Origin of the sequence: Acinetobacter harbinensis, from assembly GCF_000816495.1 — a bacterium.
Taxonomy (GTDB): domain Bacteria; phylum Pseudomonadota; class Gammaproteobacteria; order Pseudomonadales; family Moraxellaceae; genus Acinetobacter; species Acinetobacter harbinensis.
In genome coordinates, this window is sequence record NZ_JXBK01000001.1 from 16,230 (window position 1) to 37,738 (window position 21,509).

The 21,509-nt window shown below is 41.9% G+C and carries 19 protein-coding genes and 4 tRNA genes; 9 read left to right on the top strand and 14 right to left on the bottom strand.

What is annotated here, in order from left to right; genetic code table 11:
• Positions 1-910: 910 nt before the first annotated feature.
• Positions 911-1,147 (bottom strand): hypothetical protein, encoded by a 237-nt coding sequence (locus tag SE27_RS00090; RefSeq protein WP_039619771.1) that lies wholly within the window; start codon positions 1,145-1,147, stop codon positions 911-913.
• Between the two features lie 410 nt (positions 1,148-1,557).
• Between SE27_RS00090 and SE27_RS00095 the strand changes: the two genes are divergently transcribed.
• Positions 1,558-1,917, top strand: coding sequence for a hypothetical protein (locus SE27_RS00095; RefSeq protein WP_039619773.1), 360 nt, complete (start codon positions 1,558-1,560; stop codon positions 1,915-1,917).
• 142 nt (positions 1,918-2,059) lie between these two features.
• Here SE27_RS00095 and wrbA read toward each other — a convergent pair whose 3' ends face one another.
• Complete coding sequence (gene wrbA, locus SE27_RS00100) at positions 2,060-2,659, bottom strand: NAD(P)H:quinone oxidoreductase (protein WP_039623701.1); 600 nt, start codon at positions 2,657-2,659, stop codon at positions 2,060-2,062.
• 110 nt (positions 2,660-2,769) lie between these two features.
• Between wrbA and SE27_RS00105 the strand changes: the two genes are divergently transcribed.
• Positions 2,770-4,017, top strand: a complete 1,248-nt coding sequence (locus SE27_RS00105) for a YihY family inner membrane protein (protein WP_039619774.1) — start codon at positions 2,770-2,772, stop codon at positions 4,015-4,017.
• 412 nt (positions 4,018-4,429) lie between these two features.
• Here the strand turns inward: SE27_RS00105 and SE27_RS00110 are convergent, their stop codons facing one another.
• From SE27_RS00110 to SE27_RS00120, 3 genes are all read right to left on the bottom strand, one after another.
• The gene (locus SE27_RS00110; RefSeq protein WP_039619776.1) at positions 4,430-5,071 is read right to left on the bottom strand and encodes a fumarylacetoacetate hydrolase family protein; all 642 of its coding nucleotides are present in this window, start codon (positions 5,069-5,071) and stop codon (positions 4,430-4,432) included.
• Positions 5,072-5,110: 39 nt separating this feature from the next.
• Complete coding sequence (locus SE27_RS00115) at positions 5,111-5,608, bottom strand: YcxB family protein (protein WP_039619778.1); 498 nt, start codon at positions 5,606-5,608, stop codon at positions 5,111-5,113.
• A 293-nt stretch (positions 5,609-5,901) separates the two neighbouring features.
• Positions 5,902-5,978: transfer RNA gene (locus SE27_RS00120), tRNA-Arg, on the bottom strand.
• Between the two features lie 145 nt (positions 5,979-6,123).
• Between SE27_RS00120 and SE27_RS00125 the strand changes: the two genes are divergently transcribed.
• Positions 6,124-6,414: a hypothetical protein gene (locus SE27_RS00125; RefSeq protein WP_039619780.1), complete on the top strand. Its 291-nt coding sequence runs from the start codon at positions 6,124-6,126 to the stop codon at positions 6,412-6,414.
• Complete coding sequence (locus SE27_RS00130) at positions 6,386-6,748, top strand: hypothetical protein (RefSeq protein ID WP_039619782.1); 363 nt, start codon at positions 6,386-6,388, stop codon at positions 6,746-6,748. The genes SE27_RS00125 and SE27_RS00130 overlap by 29 nt, the downstream gene beginning before the upstream one ends.
• Positions 6,749-6,987: 239 nt before the next feature.
• Here SE27_RS00130 and SE27_RS00135 read toward each other — a convergent pair.
• From SE27_RS00135 to SE27_RS00145, 3 genes are all read right to left on the bottom strand, one after another.
• Positions 6,988-7,064 (bottom strand) — tRNA-Arg (locus SE27_RS00135).
• 49 nt (positions 7,065-7,113) lie between these two features.
• A tRNA-Arg gene (locus SE27_RS00140) sits at positions 7,114-7,190 on the bottom strand.
• 15 nt (positions 7,191-7,205) lie between these two features.
• Positions 7,206-7,297: transfer RNA gene (locus tag SE27_RS00145), tRNA-Ser, on the bottom strand.
• A 264-nt stretch (positions 7,298-7,561) separates the two neighbouring features.
• Here SE27_RS00145 and rnr point away from each other — a divergent pair.
• From rnr to SE27_RS00165, 4 genes are all read left to right on the top strand, one after another.
• Positions 7,562-9,982 carry a ribonuclease R gene (gene rnr, locus SE27_RS00150; RefSeq protein WP_201772983.1) on the top strand — a complete coding sequence of 807 codons (2,421 nt, stop codon included), beginning with the start codon at positions 7,562-7,564 and terminating at the stop codon, positions 9,980-9,982.
• A gap of 396 nt (positions 9,983-10,378) precedes the next feature.
• A complete protein-coding gene (locus tag SE27_RS00155; protein WP_039619785.1) occupies positions 10,379-12,418 on the top strand; it encodes a M3 family metallopeptidase in 2,040 nt (679 codons plus the stop codon).
• Between the two features lie 37 nt (positions 12,419-12,455).
• Positions 12,456-12,671, top strand: a complete 216-nt coding sequence (locus tag SE27_RS00160; protein ID WP_039619787.1) for a YheV family putative zinc ribbon protein — start codon at positions 12,456-12,458, stop codon at positions 12,669-12,671.
• 17 nt (positions 12,672-12,688) lie between these two features.
• On the top strand, positions 12,689-13,108 hold the full coding sequence (locus SE27_RS00165; RefSeq protein ID WP_039619789.1) for a hypothetical protein: 420 nt from the start codon (positions 12,689-12,691) through the stop codon (positions 13,106-13,108).
• A 196-nt stretch (positions 13,109-13,304) separates the two neighbouring features.
• Here the strand turns inward: SE27_RS00165 and SE27_RS00170 are convergent, their stop codons facing one another.
• The 5 genes from SE27_RS00170 to SE27_RS00190 all read right to left on the bottom strand — a co-directional run bounded on the left by SE27_RS00170 (position 13,305) and on the right by SE27_RS00190 (position 18,478).
• Entirely contained in the window at positions 13,305-15,503 is a 2,199-nt protein-coding gene (locus SE27_RS00170; RefSeq protein WP_039619791.1) for a TRAP transporter large permease subunit, read from the bottom strand.
• Between the two features lie 172 nt (positions 15,504-15,675).
• Positions 15,676-16,263, bottom strand: coding sequence for a rhombosortase (rrtA, locus tag SE27_RS00175; protein ID WP_370686762.1), 588 nt, complete (start codon positions 16,261-16,263; stop codon positions 15,676-15,678).
• Between the two features lie 75 nt (positions 16,264-16,338).
• Complete coding sequence (locus SE27_RS00180; RefSeq protein WP_039619794.1) at positions 16,339-17,391, bottom strand: hypothetical protein; 1,053 nt, start codon at positions 17,389-17,391, stop codon at positions 16,339-16,341.
• Between the two features lie 450 nt (positions 17,392-17,841).
• The gene (locus SE27_RS00185) at positions 17,842-18,228 is read right to left on the bottom strand and encodes a hypothetical protein (RefSeq protein ID WP_039619796.1); all 387 of its coding nucleotides are present in this window, start codon (positions 18,226-18,228) and stop codon (positions 17,842-17,844) included.
• A complete protein-coding gene (locus tag SE27_RS00190; RefSeq protein WP_039619798.1) occupies positions 18,221-18,478 on the bottom strand; it encodes an FAD assembly factor SdhE in 258 nt (85 codons plus the stop codon). Before SE27_RS00190 ends, SE27_RS00185 begins: the two co-directional genes overlap by 8 nt.
• Before the next feature lie 188 nt (positions 18,479-18,666).
• Here SE27_RS00190 and SE27_RS00195 point away from each other — a divergent pair, with 188 nt between their 5' ends.
• On the top strand, positions 18,667-19,839 hold the full coding sequence (locus SE27_RS00195; protein ID WP_039619801.1) for an acyl-CoA dehydrogenase family protein: 1,173 nt from the start codon (positions 18,667-18,669) through the stop codon (positions 19,837-19,839).
• Between the two features lie 49 nt (positions 19,840-19,888).
• On the opposite strand, the gene SE27_RS00200 is transcribed toward SE27_RS00195, so the two are convergent.
• The gene (locus tag SE27_RS00200; RefSeq protein ID WP_039619803.1) at positions 19,889-21,379 is read right to left on the bottom strand and encodes a flavin-containing monooxygenase; all 1,491 of its coding nucleotides are present in this window, start codon (positions 21,377-21,379) and stop codon (positions 19,889-19,891) included.
• Positions 21,380-21,509: the final 130 nt, after the last annotated feature.

Genomic DNA, 21,509 nt, shown 5'->3' on the forward strand with positions numbered 1-21,509 from the left:
TTAAATCTCCTTGAGCCTGTTGAACTGAAAATAGTGATTACTGTACTTGCTGAAATTATTAGTCTTCATGCTTATCTAGAGCATTTATGATTCGGAGTTTTCTAAAGCATAACCCTCGCCAATTTCAGTTTGGCTATAGCTATAATCTTGCTCTTGATCCATTTGAATACAGAATAATCTTTGTAATAAATAAAGCATCTTGTTCTCCTGTCCATTTGTGTGCTTAACGGCATAAAGCCAACATCACCTTTCACATAATTTATAAATCTTTTCTAGTGCTTTTATCATAATGATAAAAAAAAGATGAAGTGTTGTGATTTAGAGAGTCTAAAGCTGTGCTTGTGTTGAGTTTATTTGCTGAAATTTTACCTATAGTAGCTTTAAGTATTCATTTAATATCTAAATATGAATACGTTAGCTGATAAGATTATTTTTTCGTAAAACAAAGTTTATAATGCATTTTGGCTGACATGACTTATTTTTATCGTTAGACAATTTTTGATATCGACTTTTTAAAGCATGAATCCCAGAGATCAACCCGCTTCATCAGCAATGCTGGGCATCAGAAGTGTGGCGTTCGTACAGGCTAGAGAGCTGTTGTATTAATTGTTTTAGTTTTTCTTTTTTTTGCTGCTGTGCATGCGCATAAACGTTCCAACACAGAAATAGGATGCTACTCAATAGTATGCCTAGTAGTACCGCGCCTCTTCTCTTTTTCATAGTTACACGAGATGTCTATTGCTGATGCTGTGGCTCAGTTTGACTTGAATCGGATGATCATCACAATGACCTAATTGCTCATACTCAGATCTATGGCAATAAAAAACCATCTATTCGTTCATTTTTATTGACCGCTAGATAGATATGCATCCTCAAAAATTATCACGCACGTTAAGTGCTTTTTTACGTCTTAGACATAAACCTCATGACTGAACACTTTAAACACTTCACCTGTAGCCGGATGGGTAAAGGTATAGTCTTGGCTTAAATCGATGACTTTATTGGTGATGGCGATTTTTGGTAAGGCTGACCAGATCTGATCATGCTGCATACTGTCCAGACTTTTTTCATACACCTGTTCCACCACAATTTCCATGCCGCGACTACTTTTGGCACTCACTTCCCTTAAGGTATGAGATTTAGGCATTTTTAACTCCAGAGTCTGTTTTTTCTGTCCTGAATTATAAAAAAGATGGCTAAAAATGCTGTAAGTTTTATCATCGGCTGTGTGATGATTTCTTTTTTAAAAAGTAAAATTTGTTAAAGCATCAGCACTTTAGGTAATGCAATGTAATTTTTATCATAAAAAATAGGCATGTTTAAATCATGCCTATGAACGGCCGCTATTCAGATAGATGAGTAATGCAGCAAGGTGTCTATTCAGTTACAACTCCAATAAACTTCTAGATTTTGATTACGTTAGAATTCAGCAAGCCTTAAAATTTACAGGCTTTATCGTTACACGTTGAATATTCAGGCAGTAGATCGACATATCTATTGTGCTTAACAAGAAAATTGATGCAACTCACGACAAGACCAGTAGAAGATAATAAGTGTATGGAAAAATCTATGATATGCCCTAAATGTAAATCGGCTGAAATTGAAAAGCGCGATCATGAAAAAAACCTTAGAACCATCAGTGGTATTTTGATGACTTCTGCTGGTGCAACGGCAGGCACAGTAGGCGGCGCAGCAACCGGTGCATCTACCGGTGCAGCAATTGGTGCAGTGGCTGGGCCATTGGGTGTTATTTTCGGTGGTACCGTCGGTACATTTGTCGGCGCAATTGCCGCAGGAGTAACGGGCGGTGTCTTGGGCAATATTTTTGGTAAAAAAGCCGGTGTGGTGATTGATAAAAATGTTTTCTTAGATTACCGCTGCTTAAAATGCAAGCATCGTTTTAAAGCACCGAAATAAAATTTCAATCTGCTGCATTTAAAATGCTTAAGAATATACTGCGCTGTTAAAATGAAAGCGCTGCTATATTCTTAAGACTCTACAGTTAACCTCAATCCACCCTCTACGTGCATAGTATGAATGGCTATGCTTGTCTGTGTGGTTATGCATCTACCTGTAATTTCTGAGCAACCTTGCCCAAGTATCTGCCTTGTTCTTCACACAAGATTTTTTCTTCTTGGCTTAAATTTAAATCATGCCGCGGCCCACTCACATGACTGGCACCATACGGCGTTCCACCGGATTTGGTATTTGAAAGTGCTGGATGTGCATTCGGCAAGCCCATAATCATCATGCCATGATGCAACAACGGCAACAGCATACTCAGCAACGTGCTTTCTTGTCCGCCATGCATCGAACCGGATGAGGTAAAGACACAAGCAGGTTTTTGATGCAAAGCACCATTCAGCCAAAGACTGGTGGTCTGATCCCAAAAATACTTCATTTCACTGGCCATATTGCCAAAGCGCGTCGGTGAACCCAAAGCCAAACCAGAACAATGGGCTAAATCCTCTAAACTACAGTAAATATCCCCGTCTGCCGGAATACTGGCCTCGGCTTGTTGCACCACGGTAGACAACTGCGGCACGGTACGAATTTTCACGGCCATACCAGTGGATTCAATACCGTTGGCAATTAAGTGCGCCATTTCTTGAGTGGAACCATACTTACTGTAATATAAAACCAAAATATAAGGCTGCATCATTTTTATACATAAAGTGAAAAAAGAAAACTATACGGTATTTTTCTCATTTTTTGGTTAAGCTTGATTTGAAAATCCACAAAATGATAAAAAATTGAGACTTTATTGCTATGTTGGAAAAGTATTTAACAAAACTGCCTTTTTATGACAAGACATGGTTTCAATTTGTTTTATTTGTTATAAGACGTTTTGAAGCCGATCGCTGCCGTGAACAAGCCGGCTCCTTAACCTATACCACCTTGTTTGCGGTGGTGCCGATGCTAACAGTTTTTCTGGTGATTATTTCTTCCATTAAAGCTTTAGAGCCTGCCCGACAACAATTGCAACAGCTGATTTACAGTAACTTTCTGCCCAAAACCACCATCGCCTTTGATAAAGCCTTTAACGCCTTTACCGATAAATCCAGTAACTTAACCATTATTGGGATTTTATTTTTGTTTGTTACCACCGTGATGATGCTAACCAGTATTGAAACCGTGTTTAACCGTATTTGGCGAGTTCGTGAAACCCGTGGTGGAATCGTTGGGTTTATGCGCTATTGGACCATTATCTCTTTGGGTCCAATTTTACTCGGTAGTGCTTTTGTGATTTCCTCTGCTGTGGCCTCACTGACGGTGCTGAGTGATAATTTTGTTGGTTACGAGGTAAATGGCAAGTTTATCTTTTGGTGTATCTCCTTTGCACTGACGGTATTGGGTTTTTTCATTTTAAACTGGACCATTCCCAACCGCCGTGTGCCGATTAAAGCCGCATTAATTGCCGGTGTTTTTAGTGCCATTGTCTTTGAACTGCTGAAAAATCTGTTCGGTTATATCATGTCCAATTTCACCAGTTATGAAATTGTATATGGTGCTTTCGCGGCAGTGCCGATTTTCCTGCTGTGGATTTTCCTATCTTGGAATATTGTGCTCTTAGGCGTAGAAATTAGTTATGCGCTGACCGCATTTTATTCAGGCAAAGAACAAAAACGCCATCCGGTGATTATTTTACTTGATCTGCTTGAGCTGTTTTATAAAAAACAACTGAAAGGTCATGCGGTCAGTGATGAAGAAGCTTTAAGCGTATTAGGACGTGAAGAAATTGGCCGCTGGCCGTCGTATGTAGAAATGCTCGAGCAGCAAAAGCTGATTAGACGTACCGATAACGATGACTATGTCTTGGTGCGTAATTTAGACCAAGTGGATTTTTGGAGTTTCTATCGACAGCTGCCTTATCCACTGCCACAACGTCAGGCGCTTGGCAACCTTCATCCCGATGATGAATGGATGGAAAAACTTGGCCCGACCCTGATTGAAACTGATGATTATTTGTCGGCAAAATTAGCTATTCCACTTTCGACTATTTTTGAACAAAAGTAGAGCTACTCATCATCTATAGCTAAACTCTGAAAGAATTAGCACATTAAATTCTATTTATAAACTTTTAACAAATATTAGATACGCGACAAGGTGGCATGGACGCCACCGGTTGAACAGAGGTTCCAGGGATGAACCTTCTGTTCAACACAGGCATTTGCTTACTTTGTGCCAGCAATGTAAGAAATCACCGATTCGAAAATATTTAAACCTCAATATTTATTTAAGGTCGTGAGGATTTTCTCTAATGTAAATTTTATTAAGTCTATCGTGTGTTACTTATTTTCATAACTGGCTATAGATAGATAAATAGCCTCGTTGCTTAAACAAAACTACGCTGAATTGCGCGACAATCTATACACTGAGCCAAATAAAAAAGACCTGAAATTTCAGGTCTTTTTTATTCCATCTTCAATTATTGTTGTACAAAGGTGTTCCAGACAAAATCTTGGCTTTGACCGTGTAATGTCATGGTCAACTGATCGCCTGCGTACAGTGCAGCCACACCCGCAGGTGAACCAGTCATCACCACATCGCCCGGCTCTAAAGTGAACACTTGGCTAATATCAGCCAATAACGTGGCAATATCAAAAATCAACAAAGCGCTGTCTCCCGTTTGACGCAGCTCATCATTGACATGCAGAGTATAATGAATATCTTTCCAATTGCTGACTTCTGACAGATCGACCCAATCTGCCAACACGCAAGCGCCATCAAAGGCTTTGGCACGCTCCCACGGCTGACCTTGTTTTTTTAAATCATCTTGTAAATCACGTAAGGTTAAATCTAAACCCAAAGTGACCGCACCGACTGCGGCTAAAGCCTTGACTGGATCCGTTTCAACACTCAAAGTACGATCGATACGTAAAGTTAATTCACATTCATGGTGACAATTTCCCCACGCCGGATTCCATGAAATACCATGCTGCAAGCTGATTAAGCTACTTGGCGGCTTCAGAAACAGCACCGGACGATCAGGCAGCGCATTACCAAGTTCTTTGGCATGATCGGCATAACTGCGGCCAACACAGACAATTTTAGAGGGACGTAGAGACATGATATTTCCTTATCTTCGGGGTCTACTGAATATGGATACTTATTTCTTAAAGGTATTTTCAAATAACGTTTGATCAGCGGGCTGCATAAAAGCACGTTTAGGCACAATAACCACGGTGCGATTCTTTAATTCCAACATATAGGTGAGCTTTCCGATAGCGAAATTTTGCACATCTCTATAGTTAAATGTTTGTTTGGTACCATTGGCGTAGATTTCAGCATAATCTTGAAATAATTCAATGCCCTGTTCACTTTTACCCAGCTGATATTTCACAAATTGACGCTTAAACATCATGGGTAAAAACCAATAGCGCATCAGCAATTGTAAAATTAAAAAGAAAGCGCCCAATGCCACGTAATAGCGCCCCACCTGATTAAAGCCCAGATAAAAGCCCCACGCAATAATGGCAACACTCACCAACGGCGTAATAAAACGTGTAATTTGCTTCTTACCAAAAGTGGCCAGCGCAAAACCATCTTGAGATTCATCTAAGGTTAAACAATAACGTAGTGATACGCTTGGCGAGGTCTGTGACATAACTTTCCATCAAATCATTACAACAATTGGGCTAGATATTACACCAGATTGCCACGTTTTCTTATTGTTTTCGCCCTGCGGCTAGAGATGAGGCCACTGCGCCTAGCATCAGATTTAAAAATACTCTGCTAAAGACAAACTGCAAATAGGTCACAATCAAACCCACATATAAAGTTGAGACCGTATGCGATGAGTAGCCAAAATGTACTGTTGAGGATGATGGCTTTGATCAGGCACAAAAAAACCGCAGCAGGTGCGGTTGATTGTGATTTTACATCTGTCGATGATCAAGTTGGTGCGCTCAGAGAGATTCGAACTCCCGACCCCTTAGTTCGTAGCCAAGTGCTCTATCCAGCTGAGCTATGAGCGCGACGTCTTGATGGAACGTATTATACGCATTTTTATCGTTTTAATCAGAATTTTTTAACTTTTTAAATTTGAATGTTTAGTATTTAGGCGACACGCGAATGTACTGGGGCTTAAATCGACAATAAGACGATTTTGATCCAAAAAAAATGCTGATTCAAGCAGAAGAAAATAGAATGCAGTTCGCGCAATTGACTTTAGCGGTGTGTTTCATTGGTGTGATTAACTCTATGAGCTATATCGCCATGCATGAATATAAAGCGCTCACGCAATTTAATTGGCAAATGCAATCTCTGTTCACTGAAGATCATCCTTATCGCGTTCAACAATTTAAAACAGAAACGAAACTGTTTATTGAGCAAGCCTATCCAAGTGGAAAATCCTTAGCGCTCATCTGTGATAAAAATTTATATGAGATATGCCACCCTTCTACAAACTGAGCAGATTCATGCAACAGAATTTGTGTTAGCGCTGGGTCAGACTGAAACGGATCTTTATTTAAAGCTGCAAGCCATTCGCTATCTCGAATCGAGTGCTCAACCGCAGGCTTATTATGCTAGCTATACACCTGCAAACTCAGTGGCCAAGATAAATCGTCAATTTAAAATTTTACTCGGCACGATCATCTTAAATGTCATGGCTAGTTTTTTTCTCGGGTATGAAGCGTATCAATCAAAATATTTAAGTCGCTTTGTTCAAAGAATGAGTTATTCGATCATACTTATCCCTCAACTGATTTTACTGTATGCCTTCACGGCTTTGATTAGCTCCTGATTTTTCACCAACTGACGCCATGCAAAAAATCCACTTAAAGGCAAAAAGATGACGTTTATGCACAGGGCTCAGTAAAACGTAGGTTTAGTCACAACCGAACACCACTATAGACCCATCCTTCATTACCCACAGCTTAACTGAATAGTCGAATAGAGCAGTTATGAGCTTTATTTTCAGACACAAAAAAACCGCAACAGGTGCGGTTCTTTTCAATTTTACATCTGTCGATGGATTCAAGTTGGTGCGCTCAGAGAGATTCGAACTCCCGACCCCTTAGTTCGTAGCCAAGTGCTCTATCCAGCTGAGCTATGAGCGCGTACTTGAGTTGTCTTTCGACGGCGTTACATTACCACATTTAATTTGATTGGTGCGCTCAGAGAGATTCGAACTCCCGACCCCTTAGTTCGTAGCCAAGTGCTCTATCCAGCTGAGCTATGAGCGCATTTCAAATTATTCGTGGCGGTGAGGGAGGGATTCGAACCCTCGGTGGGCTTTAAGACCCACGCTCCCTTAGCAGGGGAGTACCTTCAGCCACTCGGCCACCTCACCGTAACGAGCCGCCATAATACAAACTAAACGGCACTTCTTCAAGCAACATTTGAAAAAAATTGAATATTTTTAATCAATCATCTATTTTTTAAACGATTTGCTGTTTTATTGAGCCGCTTATCGGGCTTTTTCCATTACAACAGGTGTGAAATGTACGGCTTCGCGGTAAAATTAAAAGTGAAAACACAATATTGCAATCATTTACGTGCAGTATCTTGCAGCATGACATATGCTAATCCTATCTTCTGACATGAAGCCAAAGACATTATGAAAAATTGGGTCGATCCTGAAGCCAAAGCTGAAGCTGAGCGTTATGACAATCCTATTCCCAGTCGTATTCTGATTTCAGACACGATTGAAAAACGACAAGCACCGCAATCTCATGCCGATTTAGTTGAACATTTCAATATTGCAGATGAAAAAAGCATAGAAGCACTTAGCCATCGTTTAAGTGCCATGGTCCGCGATGGCCAATTAATGAAAGATGGATTTAAGTTCCAACTGACCAGCAGTCAACCTACGCATGAGGCGACGGTCTATATCAATTCCAAAGGTTTAGGCACAGCCAAAATCACCGATCATGAAGATTTTTTATTGCCTGAACGCGAACTGCGTTTGGTCTTTAATGGCGACCGCGTCAAAGTGCGTCAAACCTCAGTCGATCGTAAAGGTAAGCCTTGGGGCTTTATCACTGAGGTGCTGCAGCACCGCGTTAAACAAATTATTGGTAAAGTTGCCGTGCATGAAGGTGAATATTTTATTCAGCCGGCCAATCCTAATGCACATCAGCCCATTACTTTAGAAAAAGAGCTGATTGAACATGCCCAAGTTAAAGTGGGTGATTCTGTTCGCGTGGCCATTGATGACTATCCTACACGGGAAGAATTGGCCACCGGTCACATCGTACAATCGATGGCGGATAAAGCCGATACAGAAATCATTATTCCACAGACGATTTTAGAGTTTGGTTTACCATATGAATTTCCAGAAGAAGTCATTCAGGATGCCGAACGCTTTCAAGAACCCAATGCACAAGACTTGGTCGGACGTATTGATTTACGGGATTTAGCCTTAGTTACCATTGATGGTGAAGATGCACGCGACTTTGATGATGCCGTGTATGCGGAAAAACGTCCAGGCGGCGGTTATCGCGTGGTGGTGGCCATTGCCGATGTGAGCCATTATGTACGTCCAGATAAACCTTTAGATGATGAAGCCAAAGAACGTGGTACTTCGGTATACTTCCCGCATTTTGTCTTACCGATGCTGCCAGAAGCCCTCTCCAACGGTCTGTGCTCGCTCAATCCACAAGTAGACCGTTTATGCATGGTCTGTGACTTAAATGTCTCACGTGCTGGTCGGGTGACTGCTTTTGAATTCTATCCATCGGTCATGCACTCTAAAGCACGCTTAACCTATACACAGGTTGCAGAGTATTTAGATGGTGACAGCACAGCGATTCCTGAAGACCGTGAAGTACGCAAATCGGTCAACACCTTATTCCAGTTGTATCAGGTGCTGAAAGGCTTACGTGCGCAGCGCCATGCGATGGAATTTGAAACAGTCGAAACCTATATGACTTTTGATGAGATGGGCGGCATTAAAGAAATTTTGCCTCGCTCTCGTAATGAAGCACATAAACTGATTGAAGAATGTATGTTGCTGGCCAACGTGGCCGCCGCGGAATATGCCTTAAGAAATGATATTCCGATGCTGTACCGTGTACATGAGCCACCAGAATTTTCACGTATTCAAAAAGTGCGTGAATATGTCAAATTGTTGGGTCTACCGTTCCCTGAACAACCGACGCAAAAAGATTATCAAGCCGTCATTGAAGCGACCAAAGAACGAATTGATGCACCAAGTATTCATGCAGTGTTATTGCGTTCGATGATGCAAGCCTATTACGGCGCCAACAATGCCGGACACTTTGGTTTGGCGTATGAAGCCTATACGCACTTCACGTCACCAATTCGTCGCTATCCAGATTTATTGTTGCATCGTGCCATTAAAGCGCATTTACAACAAAAGCCATCACCACTTTCAGGTGCGGCTTTAGAAGCAGCTGGCGAGCATTTCTCACAAACTGAACGCCGTGCTGATGAAGCCTCACGCTCGGTCACCACGTGGTTAAAATGCCACTATATGCAGCAGCATTTGGGTGAAGAGTTTGTCGGTACCATTAGTGCAGTGGCAGAATTTGGTTTATTCGTGACCTTAAAAGATCTGTATGTCGATGGCATGATTCACGTCAGCCAATTGGGCGATGACTTCTTTGTTTATGATCAAGCCAGCCAAAGCTTAATCGGTCAGGCGCGCGGTCAAAGCTTTAGTTTAGGTGATGAAGTCAAAATTAAAGTGGCTGCGGTGAACCTCGAAGATCGTAAAATTGACTTTGAACTGTTGCAACAAATGACCCATGCCGGTCGTGCTATTCGTAGCCGTGCACCGCGTGTGGCAAAAACTGCCAGTAAAGAAGAGGTTTATAGTCCAAAAAAAGCGCCGTTAAGTGAAGATGGTCAACAGCCGGTGCGTAAGAAAAAGCCCAGAACCAAGTCTTCAAGCAATGCAGCCAAGTCGGATAAGAAACCTTTAGTCAAATCAGACTTAAAAGCCCAAGACAAAGTGAAGAAAAAGTTTAAGTTAAAAAAGAAAAAGGCCAACGCCAAACCTAAAACAGAATAGTTTAGGTTCCATTAAAGAGAGCTTCGGCTCTCTTTAATTTTGGCTCACCATTAAAAAACAGTCTTCAATGATCAGAGCAATGCTATCTATCCCCCACCCTTTATTGTATTTTTTCAACGCTCTGGCTGCTGTGAGCTGACTCATTGTAGTCTCGACTCAAGCAAACCCCTCTCTCCGATCAGATCAAATTTACAGTTAAAATACCTATAGCTAAAAATACTGAGTAGCGACACCGATTATTTGCCTCATCATCTCGCTAAAGCTCAAATTCCGATTTAGCTGATAGAGATAATTTTTTAGAGCAGTTAAATTCAGCAGTTATGTGCTTAAAGCTTGATTTCTTGCTTCCATGACCCGACATCTACTGTTAAATCTATAAATGAATGGCGTATAAAGATGACTTTAGAGCACGCAACCTTACCGGTTCCACAATTTGATCAGATTCAATTGCCGGATTTAAAACAACAGATTGAACAAGCCATTCAACAGGGACAGCATTTTTTAACGACCTTAACCGCAGTGCCGAGCAATTTTTCTGCGCAATTGACTTTACTAGATCAAGTCGATCAGCTGGAAAACAATATCAGTGAATGCTGGGGAATCTTATCGCATTTAAATGCGGTGATGAACAGCGCAGAAACACGTGAGCTACATCAGGCCTTACTGCCTGCGTTAAGTGAATATTATACCCAGCTCGGTCAGCACACCCTGCTGTATCAAAGCTATCAACACATCCACGATGCCGCTGAATTTGCGACACTTTCTGCTGCACAGCAAAGTGCGATTAAACTGGCTTTACGTGACTTTAAACTTTCGGGTGTGGCCCTAGAAGGCGCAGCCAAAACACGATATGCCGACATCTCTGCGCGCTTGTCTCAGCTGTCTTCAGATTTTTCTAATCACGTGCTTGATGCCACCCAAGCGTACGTTAAACCGTTAAGCGACGCACAGCTGAAAGGATTACCCGCCAACAGTGTTGAGCTGCTGAAACAATATGGTCAGCAGCATCAATTATCGCAAGCTGCGGCCACTTTAGATATTCCTGCCTATATGGCAATTATGACCTATGCCGATGATCGTGATGTACGTGCCGAGCTCTATAAAGCCTATACCACACGTGCTTCAGATCAATCTGAATATCCAGCCTTTGACAATAGTCAGGTGATGGAAGAAATCTTAAGCTTACGTCAAGAAATGGCGCAGCTGTTGGGTTTTAACAACTATGCCGAGTTATCACTGGCCAGTAAAATGGCACCGGATGTTGCCACGGTTGAGCAATTTTTAATTGATTTGGCTGAGCATGCCCGCGTACCGGCAGAAAAAGAAGTGGCTGAACTTAAAGCCATTGCTTTGGCAGATGGAATTGGTGATTTACAACCATGGGACACGGGCTACTATTCAGAAAAACTCAAAGTTCAACAATACAATCTCTCGCAAGAAGCCTTAAAGCCGTATTTCCCTGCACCTAAAATTTTGCAAGGCTTGTTCAGTATTGTCAATCGTCTCTATGGCATCAATGTCGTAGAGCGCCAAGCACCGGTTTGGCAAAGCGATGTGCGTTATTTTGAACTTGAAGAACATGGCGTGGTGTTGGGTGGTTTTTACTTCGATCTATATGCACGTAGCGGTAAACGTGGTGGTGCATGGATGAGTGGCTTTCGCTCACGTATGCAAACGACGGCCGGTTTACAAAAACCAATTTGCTATATGGTGTGTAACTTCACGCCCGCTGTGGGTACACAAGCTGCGCTGCTCAGCCATGATGAAGTGAATACCTTATTCCATGAATTTGGACATGGCTTACACCATATGCTGACCGAAGTAGACAATATTTCTGTGGCTGGCACACATGGTGTGGCGTGGGATGCCGTTGAGCTACCTAGCCAATTTATGGAATTTTGGACGTGGGATATCGACAGTCTAAATTTACTCAGCGAGCATATTGAAACGCAGCAGCATTTACCGCCTGAATTACTACAATCATTATTGGATGCACGCTTCTTTCAGTCCGGTATGCAAAGCTTACGTCAAATTGAATTCGCCTTATTTGACTTGTCTATTCACAAACACAATCCGGCGCTCAATAGCCAACACATCCAAGCCACTTTAGATGAGATTCGTCAAAAATATGCGGTCATTGCCACAGCGCCGTATAACCGTTTCCAAAATAGCTTTAGCCACATTTTTGCAGGTGGTTATGCAGCGGGTTATTACTCATATAAATGGGCCGAAGTTTTGGCCAGTGATGCTTTTGATCGCTTTGAAAAAGAAGGCGTCTTTAATACCGCGGTCGGAAAAGAATTTCGTCAATTTATTCTAGCAGTTGGCGGAAAAGATACAGCACTTGATGCGTTTATCAATTTCCGTGGACGTGAGCCGAAAATAGATGCTTTATTACGCCATCAAGGTTGGACGGATGACCGCAAAAACCTTTAAAATACGGCTCTTAGATTGATCAGAGGATAAGCGTAACATGACTATTAAACGTCGTTTCATTGCAGGTGTTAAGTGTCCTAAATGTGCAGCGTTAGATCGTGTGGTCATGCTTACCTCTGGCGACGAGGAATGGATTGAATGTATCGAATGTGGCTATAGCGAAAATCGTCCAACCCACATCGATCCACCGCAAACGCCAGAAGTGGCCGATGAGATGGGTGTCATTCAATTTAAACCACGTCAGCCCAAATAACACAGGTTCAATGTAAAATGTTAAATCAAAGAAATAGCCCAAAACTTTTGGTGGGTATTGCCGGCGGCTTAGTGCTGCTGATTGTCCTATTTTTGGCCTATCAGTGGTTATTCTCAAGCAACCCTCAACCGGTAAAAGCGCCTGAAACAGCCGTATCAACCAAACCTGCCGTGATTGCTGAGCAACCAGCAGCCGAGTCTTTTATCGCTACCGATCCAGACACCATTCAATTGGTCAATGAAGATCTGCTTAACGCCGCTGTTCCACAGGATCAGTCCTTAGCCAAAGAAGAAGTGGCCAAATTAGAAGATATCCAAACCCAATTGAATGATCAACAGCAAATGTTGAGCACCCAACACAGCCAAGCCGATGAGCTGATTCGTTTAAAAGAAGAGCAAATTCAATTGCTAGAAGCACAGCTTAAAGCTGCACCTTAATAATGCCCTAGCACTGTTAAGTCAATATCAATAAACATTGAGTGCCTATTTTTGAATGGATTGATTCAGAATAACGGCACTATTTTTTTAAATTTTAGGCTTAAACGCAATGCCGATTAAAAGCACCTCAGCCAGTCGATCATAGCAATCTCACCGGTGAGGTGCAGTTTCAAATAAATATTGGCTCAGCTGAAACTTAGGGATACCAAGCAAACATTTTAAAAATATACGGCGCATAGGTCACAATCAAAAGAGACGGCAATAGCACCATAATCGGCAGTAACCAACGTTCATAACGATAATAAAACGTGTTGTATTGCAGTTTGGCTTCGGCATCGGCTGCGCGGACTTCGGCATCGCCAACCGACATTCGGGTCAGCAAATGATTGAGTGCCACAGGCGGCGTCACATATCCCAATTCAAATGCAACCAAAACAATCATCCAAAAATGAATCGGATGAATACCATTTTCATAAGCCACCGGTGCAATGGTCGCTGCCACCAAAATAACCGCACCAAATGGATCGGTGGTCATGCCCACAATAGCCAAGAGCAAGGCAATGAAGGCCAGTGAAATATAAATATTGCCCAAGTGCGTCGGCAACAATTGTACGATGTCACTGCGCTCAATTAATCCTCCAACACTGGCAGACAATGCCATTAAAATAATTAATGCACCAATATGCCCCACCGTTTCTGCTGAAGCAAACCACAGTGCGCCGGAAAAACCACGGGTTTTCTCTGCTGCGTGTGGGGTGTGCTCACGCATAAAATTTGATTGTTTTTCATGTTGTATGACCAATGCGGCATGCCGATCCGGCGGTGTCACAAAACGATCTCCCCACCACTTATCAAACATCATATAAGCCAACAAGATAATCGGTAAAATGACCGGTGCAGTAAACTCATCCATCTTGGTGTCTAAACCATATTTATAAATGGCAATCACCACAGCAGTAATGACGATATAGGGAATAACCGGAACAATGGCTTTAAGCATGCCCGGTACCGCAATTTTTGGCGAGTTAATGCGAAAACGTGTTTCAGCCAGATAAAGTGAAATGCCTAAAAAGATAAAAGCCGTGAGCCAAAATACATAAATACCATGATTAAACAATTCATCTGAGGTGACATGACGACTGTCGAGCATGGAAATTAAAATGACCAATAAACATGGACGAATCACCACCCCCAATGATCCAGACATGGCAGAAACTGCCAACGCGTATTGACGACGCGAACCGGAATTCCAGACTTCTTTATAAATAATTGCGCCCGCGGCCACCACAAAAATTCCCGAAGCACCGGTATAGGCCGTTGGAATCGCCGCAGCAATTAAAATCAGCCAAGTTAAGGTTTCCGGTGCCAAGTTCCATGGGCGTAAAATACCTAAAAACAAATCCATAACACGTGTTTGGGTCAATAACATACCGGCCCAAATAAACAGCGCAAGATTTAAGAAAATACCGGAGAATTCAACCAAAATGCCCAAGTAAATCCCTTGTCCCATTGGGTAATCCATGACAAAGGTAAATATAATACCGGTCAGCAAGGCCATATAAGCGTATAAAGGCACGCTGAGTAAGGCCAAGCCCAGTGTGCCTTTTGCTGCATCTACAACCCGCGGTGGCTTAAAAAACTGAAAGAGACTAATTAAGCTTAACGTGATAAATAGAAAAATCCATAACCAATAAATGGTCAAGGTTTCATAGGTGGAAACCACCCCAGAATTGATCACCGAATGATATTGACTAAGCACAGAGCAGGCCAGCAAGCCATTTCCAAGCAACATAAAAAAGGCATAGACCCGATAATCTAGTCGACTGCTGGGTGCGCGCAAACCAATATGATGAAACTTTACCGAAGCAGTAATGGCCGCCACCACCACCATCAACAATAAAATAATGACGCGATTTTCAGTGCCGAATTTAAAAATCCCAAAGAATGAGGTTTCAAACGTACGATAAGCTCTAACACTGGGGCGCTCATCCATATACTTCAGTGCTTTATCATAAAACTGATATTTTTCTTCACATTGTTGCTGTCCCGCCAACACAGAAGCGCGCACATCCGCAGCAGAAGTGGTGCCAAAAATATCGGCAAATTCATCTTTGGCATTGGCATTCATTTGCTGTTGCACTTGTGCATCGATATTGGGATGACGATCACAACTGGGGCGGCTTGGTTCGGCGCGTAAAAAGGAATATTGCATCCCGACACTTTCATTGCCATACAAGCGCTCTCCAACACGCAGTAATTGGCCATGAATCATCTCGCCCGTACCAATGATCAGCGTTAACAACAGCAGCAATAAAATAATGGAAGTTGAAATCCAAGTGGTCCATATATAGCGTAATAGACCGAGTCCTGATCTATTCTCTTGATTGTTTTGCATGACGATCCTTATTTTTTATTTTGATTCTTGCAGCCCTTTCATTCAAACGCTGCTAATTTTTTTGAATAGAGAAATCCTTACGCTACTCAATTGCTTTATTCTTCGGCCTAAATGTGCATTAGTTATGCAAAAATAAAAATGACAATCTGTATTTTCTTTGGTGTTTTAAAAGTCAATCTGCTGTGCTTTCAAAAAAGTATTCCCATAAAATATAAATCAGCGCAATTAGCACCCCACCAATCACACCCAACAAATGCGCTTCGACCAAGACCGGACTACCAATTAATTCTGCTGTACCTACACTGCCAATCGTATTTTCCCAAATTAATTTCGCCAAGATTAACAACAACACCAATGCGGCAAAATGACGCTCTTTTTTATACAACAAATGCACACAAGCCACAGTGACATAAGCACCGTGCAAAACCCCTGAGAGTCCGGCATAAGCTTCTATATCAGGGAAAAAATAATAAAAACTTAAACTAATAAAGACCGGCAGTAAAAATAGTAGCGCAACAAAATGCCAAATTTTTACCCGTGGAAAAATGAAAGGTAAACATGCAAAGGCCAGCATATTCAATAGATAATGAATCCATCCCACATGTACCCAATGGCCCGTCCACAAGCGCCAAAACTCATGTAACAAACTGGCTTGCCAATAAATAAATACATCTGGAAAGACTTGAAGACATGCAGAAAATGACATCACAATGGCAATAAAAATCACTTTGTGTAGCATAAATTGGTCTTGCATAAGCATGCCTCCTTCAAAATACTGAAGCACAAATCAATGCTGCTCAGCAGATAGATAAAACTCGGCTCAAAATAAATGTCGTTAAGAAGCAGCGCCGGCCTCAACACTAAACAGCTCATCTAATTCTGCGGGATTTTGTTTTTCATCCCAAAAATGCTGCATCCCATCTTCGCTGGCACGTATACCGGTATGCTCAGTCCAATAACGATCTGAAATACCCTGTACCATATTTTGCGCCATACTATCCAGCAGCTTGAATTGTGGATTAACCGGTTTTTCCTCTGAGCGCGCAGCGGCAAATTGTTTTAAAGCATCTCGAATTTTGGCATCATCGCCACTGGCTTGAGCAGCCACCGCATATAGTGCATGTGACAAGCGCACGCCTTTTTGCTCACCCAATGCAACCGATTGCTTCAAGGTCTGATAGGCATCAGGCTTACCCTCACCTGCACCCGGCAATAAAGTCCAAATCAACGCGCGTGTTGCATTCGGTACGCCCCAAAATTTGGCATTGTCTACACAGCTCATGCCACGCTCAACCACTGCAGCGATATCTTTAGGCACTTGAACAGCGCCACCCGAGTGAATATCGTTGGTCATGGCTTGTAATCCGCTCAGCATGCCCATTAGGTATACAGTTTGATCTAGGTCACTTTTCATTTTGGGGCAACCCTCACCCAATTTTTTATTGTATTTGGCTTGCCAACGATTTTCTAACAACTGATAACCAGCATATTGACGCTGCGCAGCAACGGCGGCCCAGCGTTTTTGGGCAATACGCGCATCTTGCGCCTCAGACACTTGACCCGCTTTGGAGGCACGCAAATAGCGCAGTTCAGATTCCAATGCCTGATTTTCTGCACAAATACCAGCAGATGCATATAAAAGTACGGCCACACGCGTTGGGTCTGCCCCCATATATTGGGTCGACATAATCGCAGGGGTTAAAGCACTGCCAGAATTACATGCCATATCGGCATCATCCATGGCTAAAATAGGCGGAACTATATGTTTTTCACTAAAACCCAGTGCAACGTTTGCCCCCGTTCTAACCACTTGAGAACATCCTGACAAGACTGAACTGCTCACCACAATCATCGCCACACCTTGGCATATTTTTTGGACTTTCGACATTTTCCTGTCCTCTATAATTTTATTTATGTCCATCGCAACCCAACATATCAGATGCGAAATTTGAATAAAAGAGTATTTACTCTAATTTTCCGCACTACTGTGCCAGTAAAATTATGCAGATCAATTGGCCGAATTAAAGCCAGTGCCCGCATTTAAGCGAAAAGTCTAGTGAGCCTAAGGCCAGAAAGGGTCTGAAAAATTAAAAATCGGATCAACCCTCACAATGTAGTGATGGATTTTTTATGCTACTGCTGAGCATTTGCTATGAGCGTAAGCGTTTTTATAAAAATATAACAGCTGTATGTCAGCCTGATCATCGACGCCATAGCGCCTTGAAATATCTAAACATCAATGGCTGTAACTTATTCATGAGCAAGAAAAGAATTGAAAGGCTCATCAAAGATCAAAGGTGAACTTTGCATTTTATCCGCGATAGGCATGAATTGAGAATTAAAACACATGGGCGAGATTTTTTAACCCTTTCCACTGTAATACCGACAATTGATCCCGCCAAATAAGCACAGGTTTATGCTGAGCAGCGTCAAAGTAAATCACCATATAAACTTGATGATCAATAATATGACGCATACTGACTTGTACAACCTGTGCAGAATTGGAGTGTAAAAGTGACCATTGTTGCTGATCTAAATATTCAAAACTCTGTACCCACGGTTGCCTTAAACGATAAATCAAGGCCATTACCGCCAATACAGAGAATAACAGCCATAACCCGAGTGATAGCAATTGCTGCAACACTCCGATTAACACAATCAGCATAATCAACTGAAACAGTACAGCCAGACGACTGCGTTTCAGCTGAAAGCAGCGCTTAGCCATGTACATAATGCTTAAGTTTGAGAATTAATTGTTTGATCTCTGGGCGTGGCGGTTCAGACACTTCCATAAACCAATCCAGTAGATCTGGATCTTCTTGCTCTACCAATTCAGCAAAAGTTTGTTTTTCTGCGTTGTCAGCCTGTAAATAATAATTTTTTACATAGGGATCAAAATAGATGTCTATTTCTTTTAAACCGCGGCGCGCACGATAAATCACTTTGCGTTCTTCCAAGCTTATTTCTTCGCTCATAGCATTCCCCGTAGTGTGCAAAATTTTGCTTAGTTTACCCTATCATTCGCGCAGGTTTCGAGCCATTTGCAGCAATTGACCAAATTCATCATTTCATCTTTCGATTATGAGCATTCATCCCCTTGTGATCAGCACAGCGATCTTCTACTTTGAATAGAACAATAATTTAATTTGGGAATACAATAAAAATGTCATCTGCTGCGATTCGCCCCTTAGCCAACATGTTACCGCGCAATCTATTTGATGCAGAACATGATGCATTTCGTGAAACTGTGCGTAAATTTTACGAAAAAGAAGTCATACCCAATACACAGAAATATGAGTTACAACAGCATGTCGATCGTGATCTGTGGAATAAGGCCGGCGCCATGGGATTACTCTGTGCCAGCATGCCCGAACAATATGGCGGCTCAGGTGTAGATCGTCTTTACAGTATGATTTTGATTGAAGAACAGGCCTATGCTATGGATTCGTCCACCGGCTTTTCTTTACATTCTGATATTGTCGCCAATTACATCAATAACTTTGGCAATGAACAACAAAAAGCCACTTGGCTGCCGAAAATGGCCACTGGTGAAATCGTCACCGCCATTGCCATGACAGAACCGGGCACAGGTTCTGATTTACAAGCAATTAAAACCACAGCACAACAACAGGGCGATGAGTATCTGATTAATGGCGCTAAAACTTTTATTACCAATGGCTACTTATGTGATTTGGTGATTGTGGTGTGTAAAACTGGTGACAGTGAAAAAGGCTCGGCCAATTTATCCTTACTGCTGGTCGAAGCGAACCGAGCCGGTTTTAGCAAAGGTAAACCATTGAATAAGATTGGCATGAAAGGACAAGACACCTGTGAACTATTCTTTGATGATGTCCGCGTGCCAAAAGAGAATTTACTCGGCCTCGAAGGCATGGGTTTTATGATGCTGATGAAAGAATTGGCATGGGAACGCTTAATTGTAGCGATTATCTGTCAAGCGGGAGCAGAAGCTGCATTTGCGCATACGGTGCAATACACCAAACAGCGTAAAGCCTTTGGTAAGAGTATCAGTGCCTTTCAAAACACACGCTTTAAACTGGCTGAACTGCGCAGTGAGATTGACTTCTGCCGTGCTTATTTAGACCGTTGCATGCAATTACAACTTGAAGAGCAATTGGGCATTGATGCTGCGGCAGCAGCAAAGTATAAAATTTCTGAGATGTTTTCCAAAGTGGTAGATGAATGCCTACAACTACATGGCGGCTATGGCTATATGATGGAATACCCGATTGCACGTGCTTATATTGATAATCGCGCCAATCGTATCTATGCCGGCACCAATGAGATTATGAAAGAGTTAATTGCACGTTCACTATAAAAAGCGTGCATAAAAAAGGAGCATACGCTCCTTTTTTATGCACTTGTAATTAAGAGACCTTTTTAGACTGCACCAAATCTTCATTAGTGTGTTTTTCAAATTGCAGCACCGCATCATCAAATCGAGCATGCTTAAGCGTTTTACGATCCAATAAGTAGTTATTACTAATCTTCCAAGGTGCATGCTTGCCTTGTTTAGGCATAACACCTACGGCACGCGCAATATAGCCTGAAGATAAACTCCCCATCACCGTATCTTCCATTAACTCGGTTGGATCACCTTGGGCTATTACTTGATCGTAATGATGCTCATCCATATAGTTAATTAAGCGGCAAATATAATCTGCGGCAATATCAACTTTTAATGTCCAAGAGGCATTTACATAACCAATGATCATGGCCATATTCGGCACATCACTCAACATAACCCCCTGATAGAGCATATGCTTAGAAGTATCTAACGGAATGCGATCTAGGGTGGCTTGTACACCGCCTAAAATTTGAATTTCTAAACCCGTTGCAGAGACAATAATATCGGCATCTAAATGTTTACCTGATTTAAGTTGAATACCGGTTTCAGTAAACTGCTCGATCTGATCGGTCTCGACACTGGCGTGCCCCGAACGCAGCATTTCAAATAAATCACCATCTGGCACCACGCATAAACGTTGGTCCCACGGATTATAAGATGGGGTAAAGTGCTTCATATCGACTTGATCTTTTAACTGCATTTTGATTAATTTAAGTAAAAATTTACGCAGTAATTTAGGTTGCTTTTGTGCCAGCAGATAAATGGAGCGTTGCGTACGAATATTACGTTCGCGGGTAAATTTATACGCTATCTCTTCAGGCAATATTTTACGCATCTTGTCGTAGACAAAATCAATAGAAGGAATCGAAGCGATATAGGTCGGTGAGCGCTGTAACATGGTGACATGTGCTGCCCCGCCCTTGGCCAAAGCTGGAACAAGGGTGATGGCTGTGGCGCCACTACCAATAATCACCACTTTTTTATCTGTATAATCAAAGTTTTCAGGCCAAAATTGTGGGTGGATAACACTGCCCTGAAAAGCTTTTTGATTGGGGAAATCCGGCTGAAAACCTTGATCATAATTATAATAACCGGTACAACCAATCACAAAATTAGCGATCCAAGTTTGTGGCTGTTGCTCGGCATCCTCAATTTGAACAATCCATTTTTTAAGCTGAGAATCATAATTGGCAGCCAGCAAACGATGCTGAAAATGAATTTTGTCTTTTAACTGATATTCATCCACCACTTCGGACAAATAACCTTTGATGGAAGCACCATCTGCTAAGACATTACTCTGTTGCCATGGTTTAAAATTAAAACCAAAGGTAGACATATCTGAATCGGAGCGAATGCCCGGATATTTAAATAAATCCCAAGTGCCGCCGAAACTTTCACGCCGTTCAATAATATCAAGCTGCCGCTTGGGACAGTTCTTTAATAAATGAGCGGCCATCCCCAAACCGGAGATACCGGCACCAATAATTAAAATATCAAGATGCTTTTCCATTTTTTTTATAACCTTGTTTAAGCTTAATTGAATTAAACCACAAATTTGACAATACGCAATGTCAAGTTTAAATAATTCTGATCAAATAGCGTAATTTAAGTTTATGATAAAAAAGTATAAACAATAGACA

Bases quoted from the DNA above. Each gene is read 5' to 3' on its own strand.
- SE27_RS00090 (WP_039619771.1), bottom strand. From the start codon at position 1,147: ATGCCTAAATCTCATACCTTAAGGGAAGTGAGTGCCAAAAGTAGTCGC.
- SE27_RS00095 (WP_039619773.1), top strand. From the start codon at position 1,558: ATGGAAAAATCTATGATATGCCCTAAATGTAAATCGGCTGAAATTGAA.
- wrbA (WP_039623701.1), bottom strand. From the start codon at position 2,659: ATGCAGCCTTATATTTTGGTTTTATATTACAGTAAGTATGGTTCCACT.
- SE27_RS00105 (WP_039619774.1), top strand. From the start codon at position 2,770: ATGTTGGAAAAGTATTTAACAAAACTGCCTTTTTATGACAAGACATGG.
- SE27_RS00110 (WP_039619776.1), bottom strand. From the start codon at position 5,071: ATGTCTCTACGTCCCTCTAAAATTGTCTGTGTTGGCCGCAGTTATGCC.
- SE27_RS00115 (WP_039619778.1), bottom strand. From the start codon at position 5,608: ATGTCACAGACCTCGCCAAGCGTATCACTACGTTATTGTTTAACCTTA.
- SE27_RS00125 (WP_039619780.1), top strand. From the start codon at position 6,124: ATGCTGATTCAAGCAGAAGAAAATAGAATGCAGTTCGCGCAATTGACT.
- SE27_RS00130 (WP_039619782.1), top strand. From the start codon at position 6,386: ATGAGATATGCCACCCTTCTACAAACTGAGCAGATTCATGCAACAGAA.
- SE27_RS00155 (WP_039619785.1), top strand. From the start codon at position 10,379: ATGACTTTAGAGCACGCAACCTTACCGGTTCCACAATTTGATCAGATT.
- SE27_RS00160 (WP_039619787.1), top strand. From the start codon at position 12,456: ATGACTATTAAACGTCGTTTCATTGCAGGTGTTAAGTGTCCTAAATGT.
- SE27_RS00165 (WP_039619789.1), top strand. From the start codon at position 12,689: ATGTTAAATCAAAGAAATAGCCCAAAACTTTTGGTGGGTATTGCCGGC.
- SE27_RS00170 (WP_039619791.1), bottom strand. From the start codon at position 15,503: ATGCAAAACAATCAAGAGAATAGATCAGGACTCGGTCTATTACGCTAT.
- rrtA (WP_370686762.1), bottom strand. From the start codon at position 16,263: ATGCTTATGCAAGACCAATTTATGCTACACAAAGTGATTTTTATTGCC.
- SE27_RS00180 (WP_039619794.1), bottom strand. From the start codon at position 17,391: ATGTCGAAAGTCCAAAAAATATGCCAAGGTGTGGCGATGATTGTGGTG.
- SE27_RS00185 (WP_039619796.1), bottom strand. From the start codon at position 18,228: ATGGCTAAGCGCTGCTTTCAGCTGAAACGCAGTCGTCTGGCTGTACTG.
- SE27_RS00190 (WP_039619798.1), bottom strand. From the start codon at position 18,478: ATGAGCGAAGAAATAAGCTTGGAAGAACGCAAAGTGATTTATCGTGCG.
- SE27_RS00195 (WP_039619801.1), top strand. From the start codon at position 18,667: ATGTCATCTGCTGCGATTCGCCCCTTAGCCAACATGTTACCGCGCAAT.
- SE27_RS00200 (WP_039619803.1), bottom strand. From the start codon at position 21,379: ATGGAAAAGCATCTTGATATTTTAATTATTGGTGCCGGTATCTCCGGT.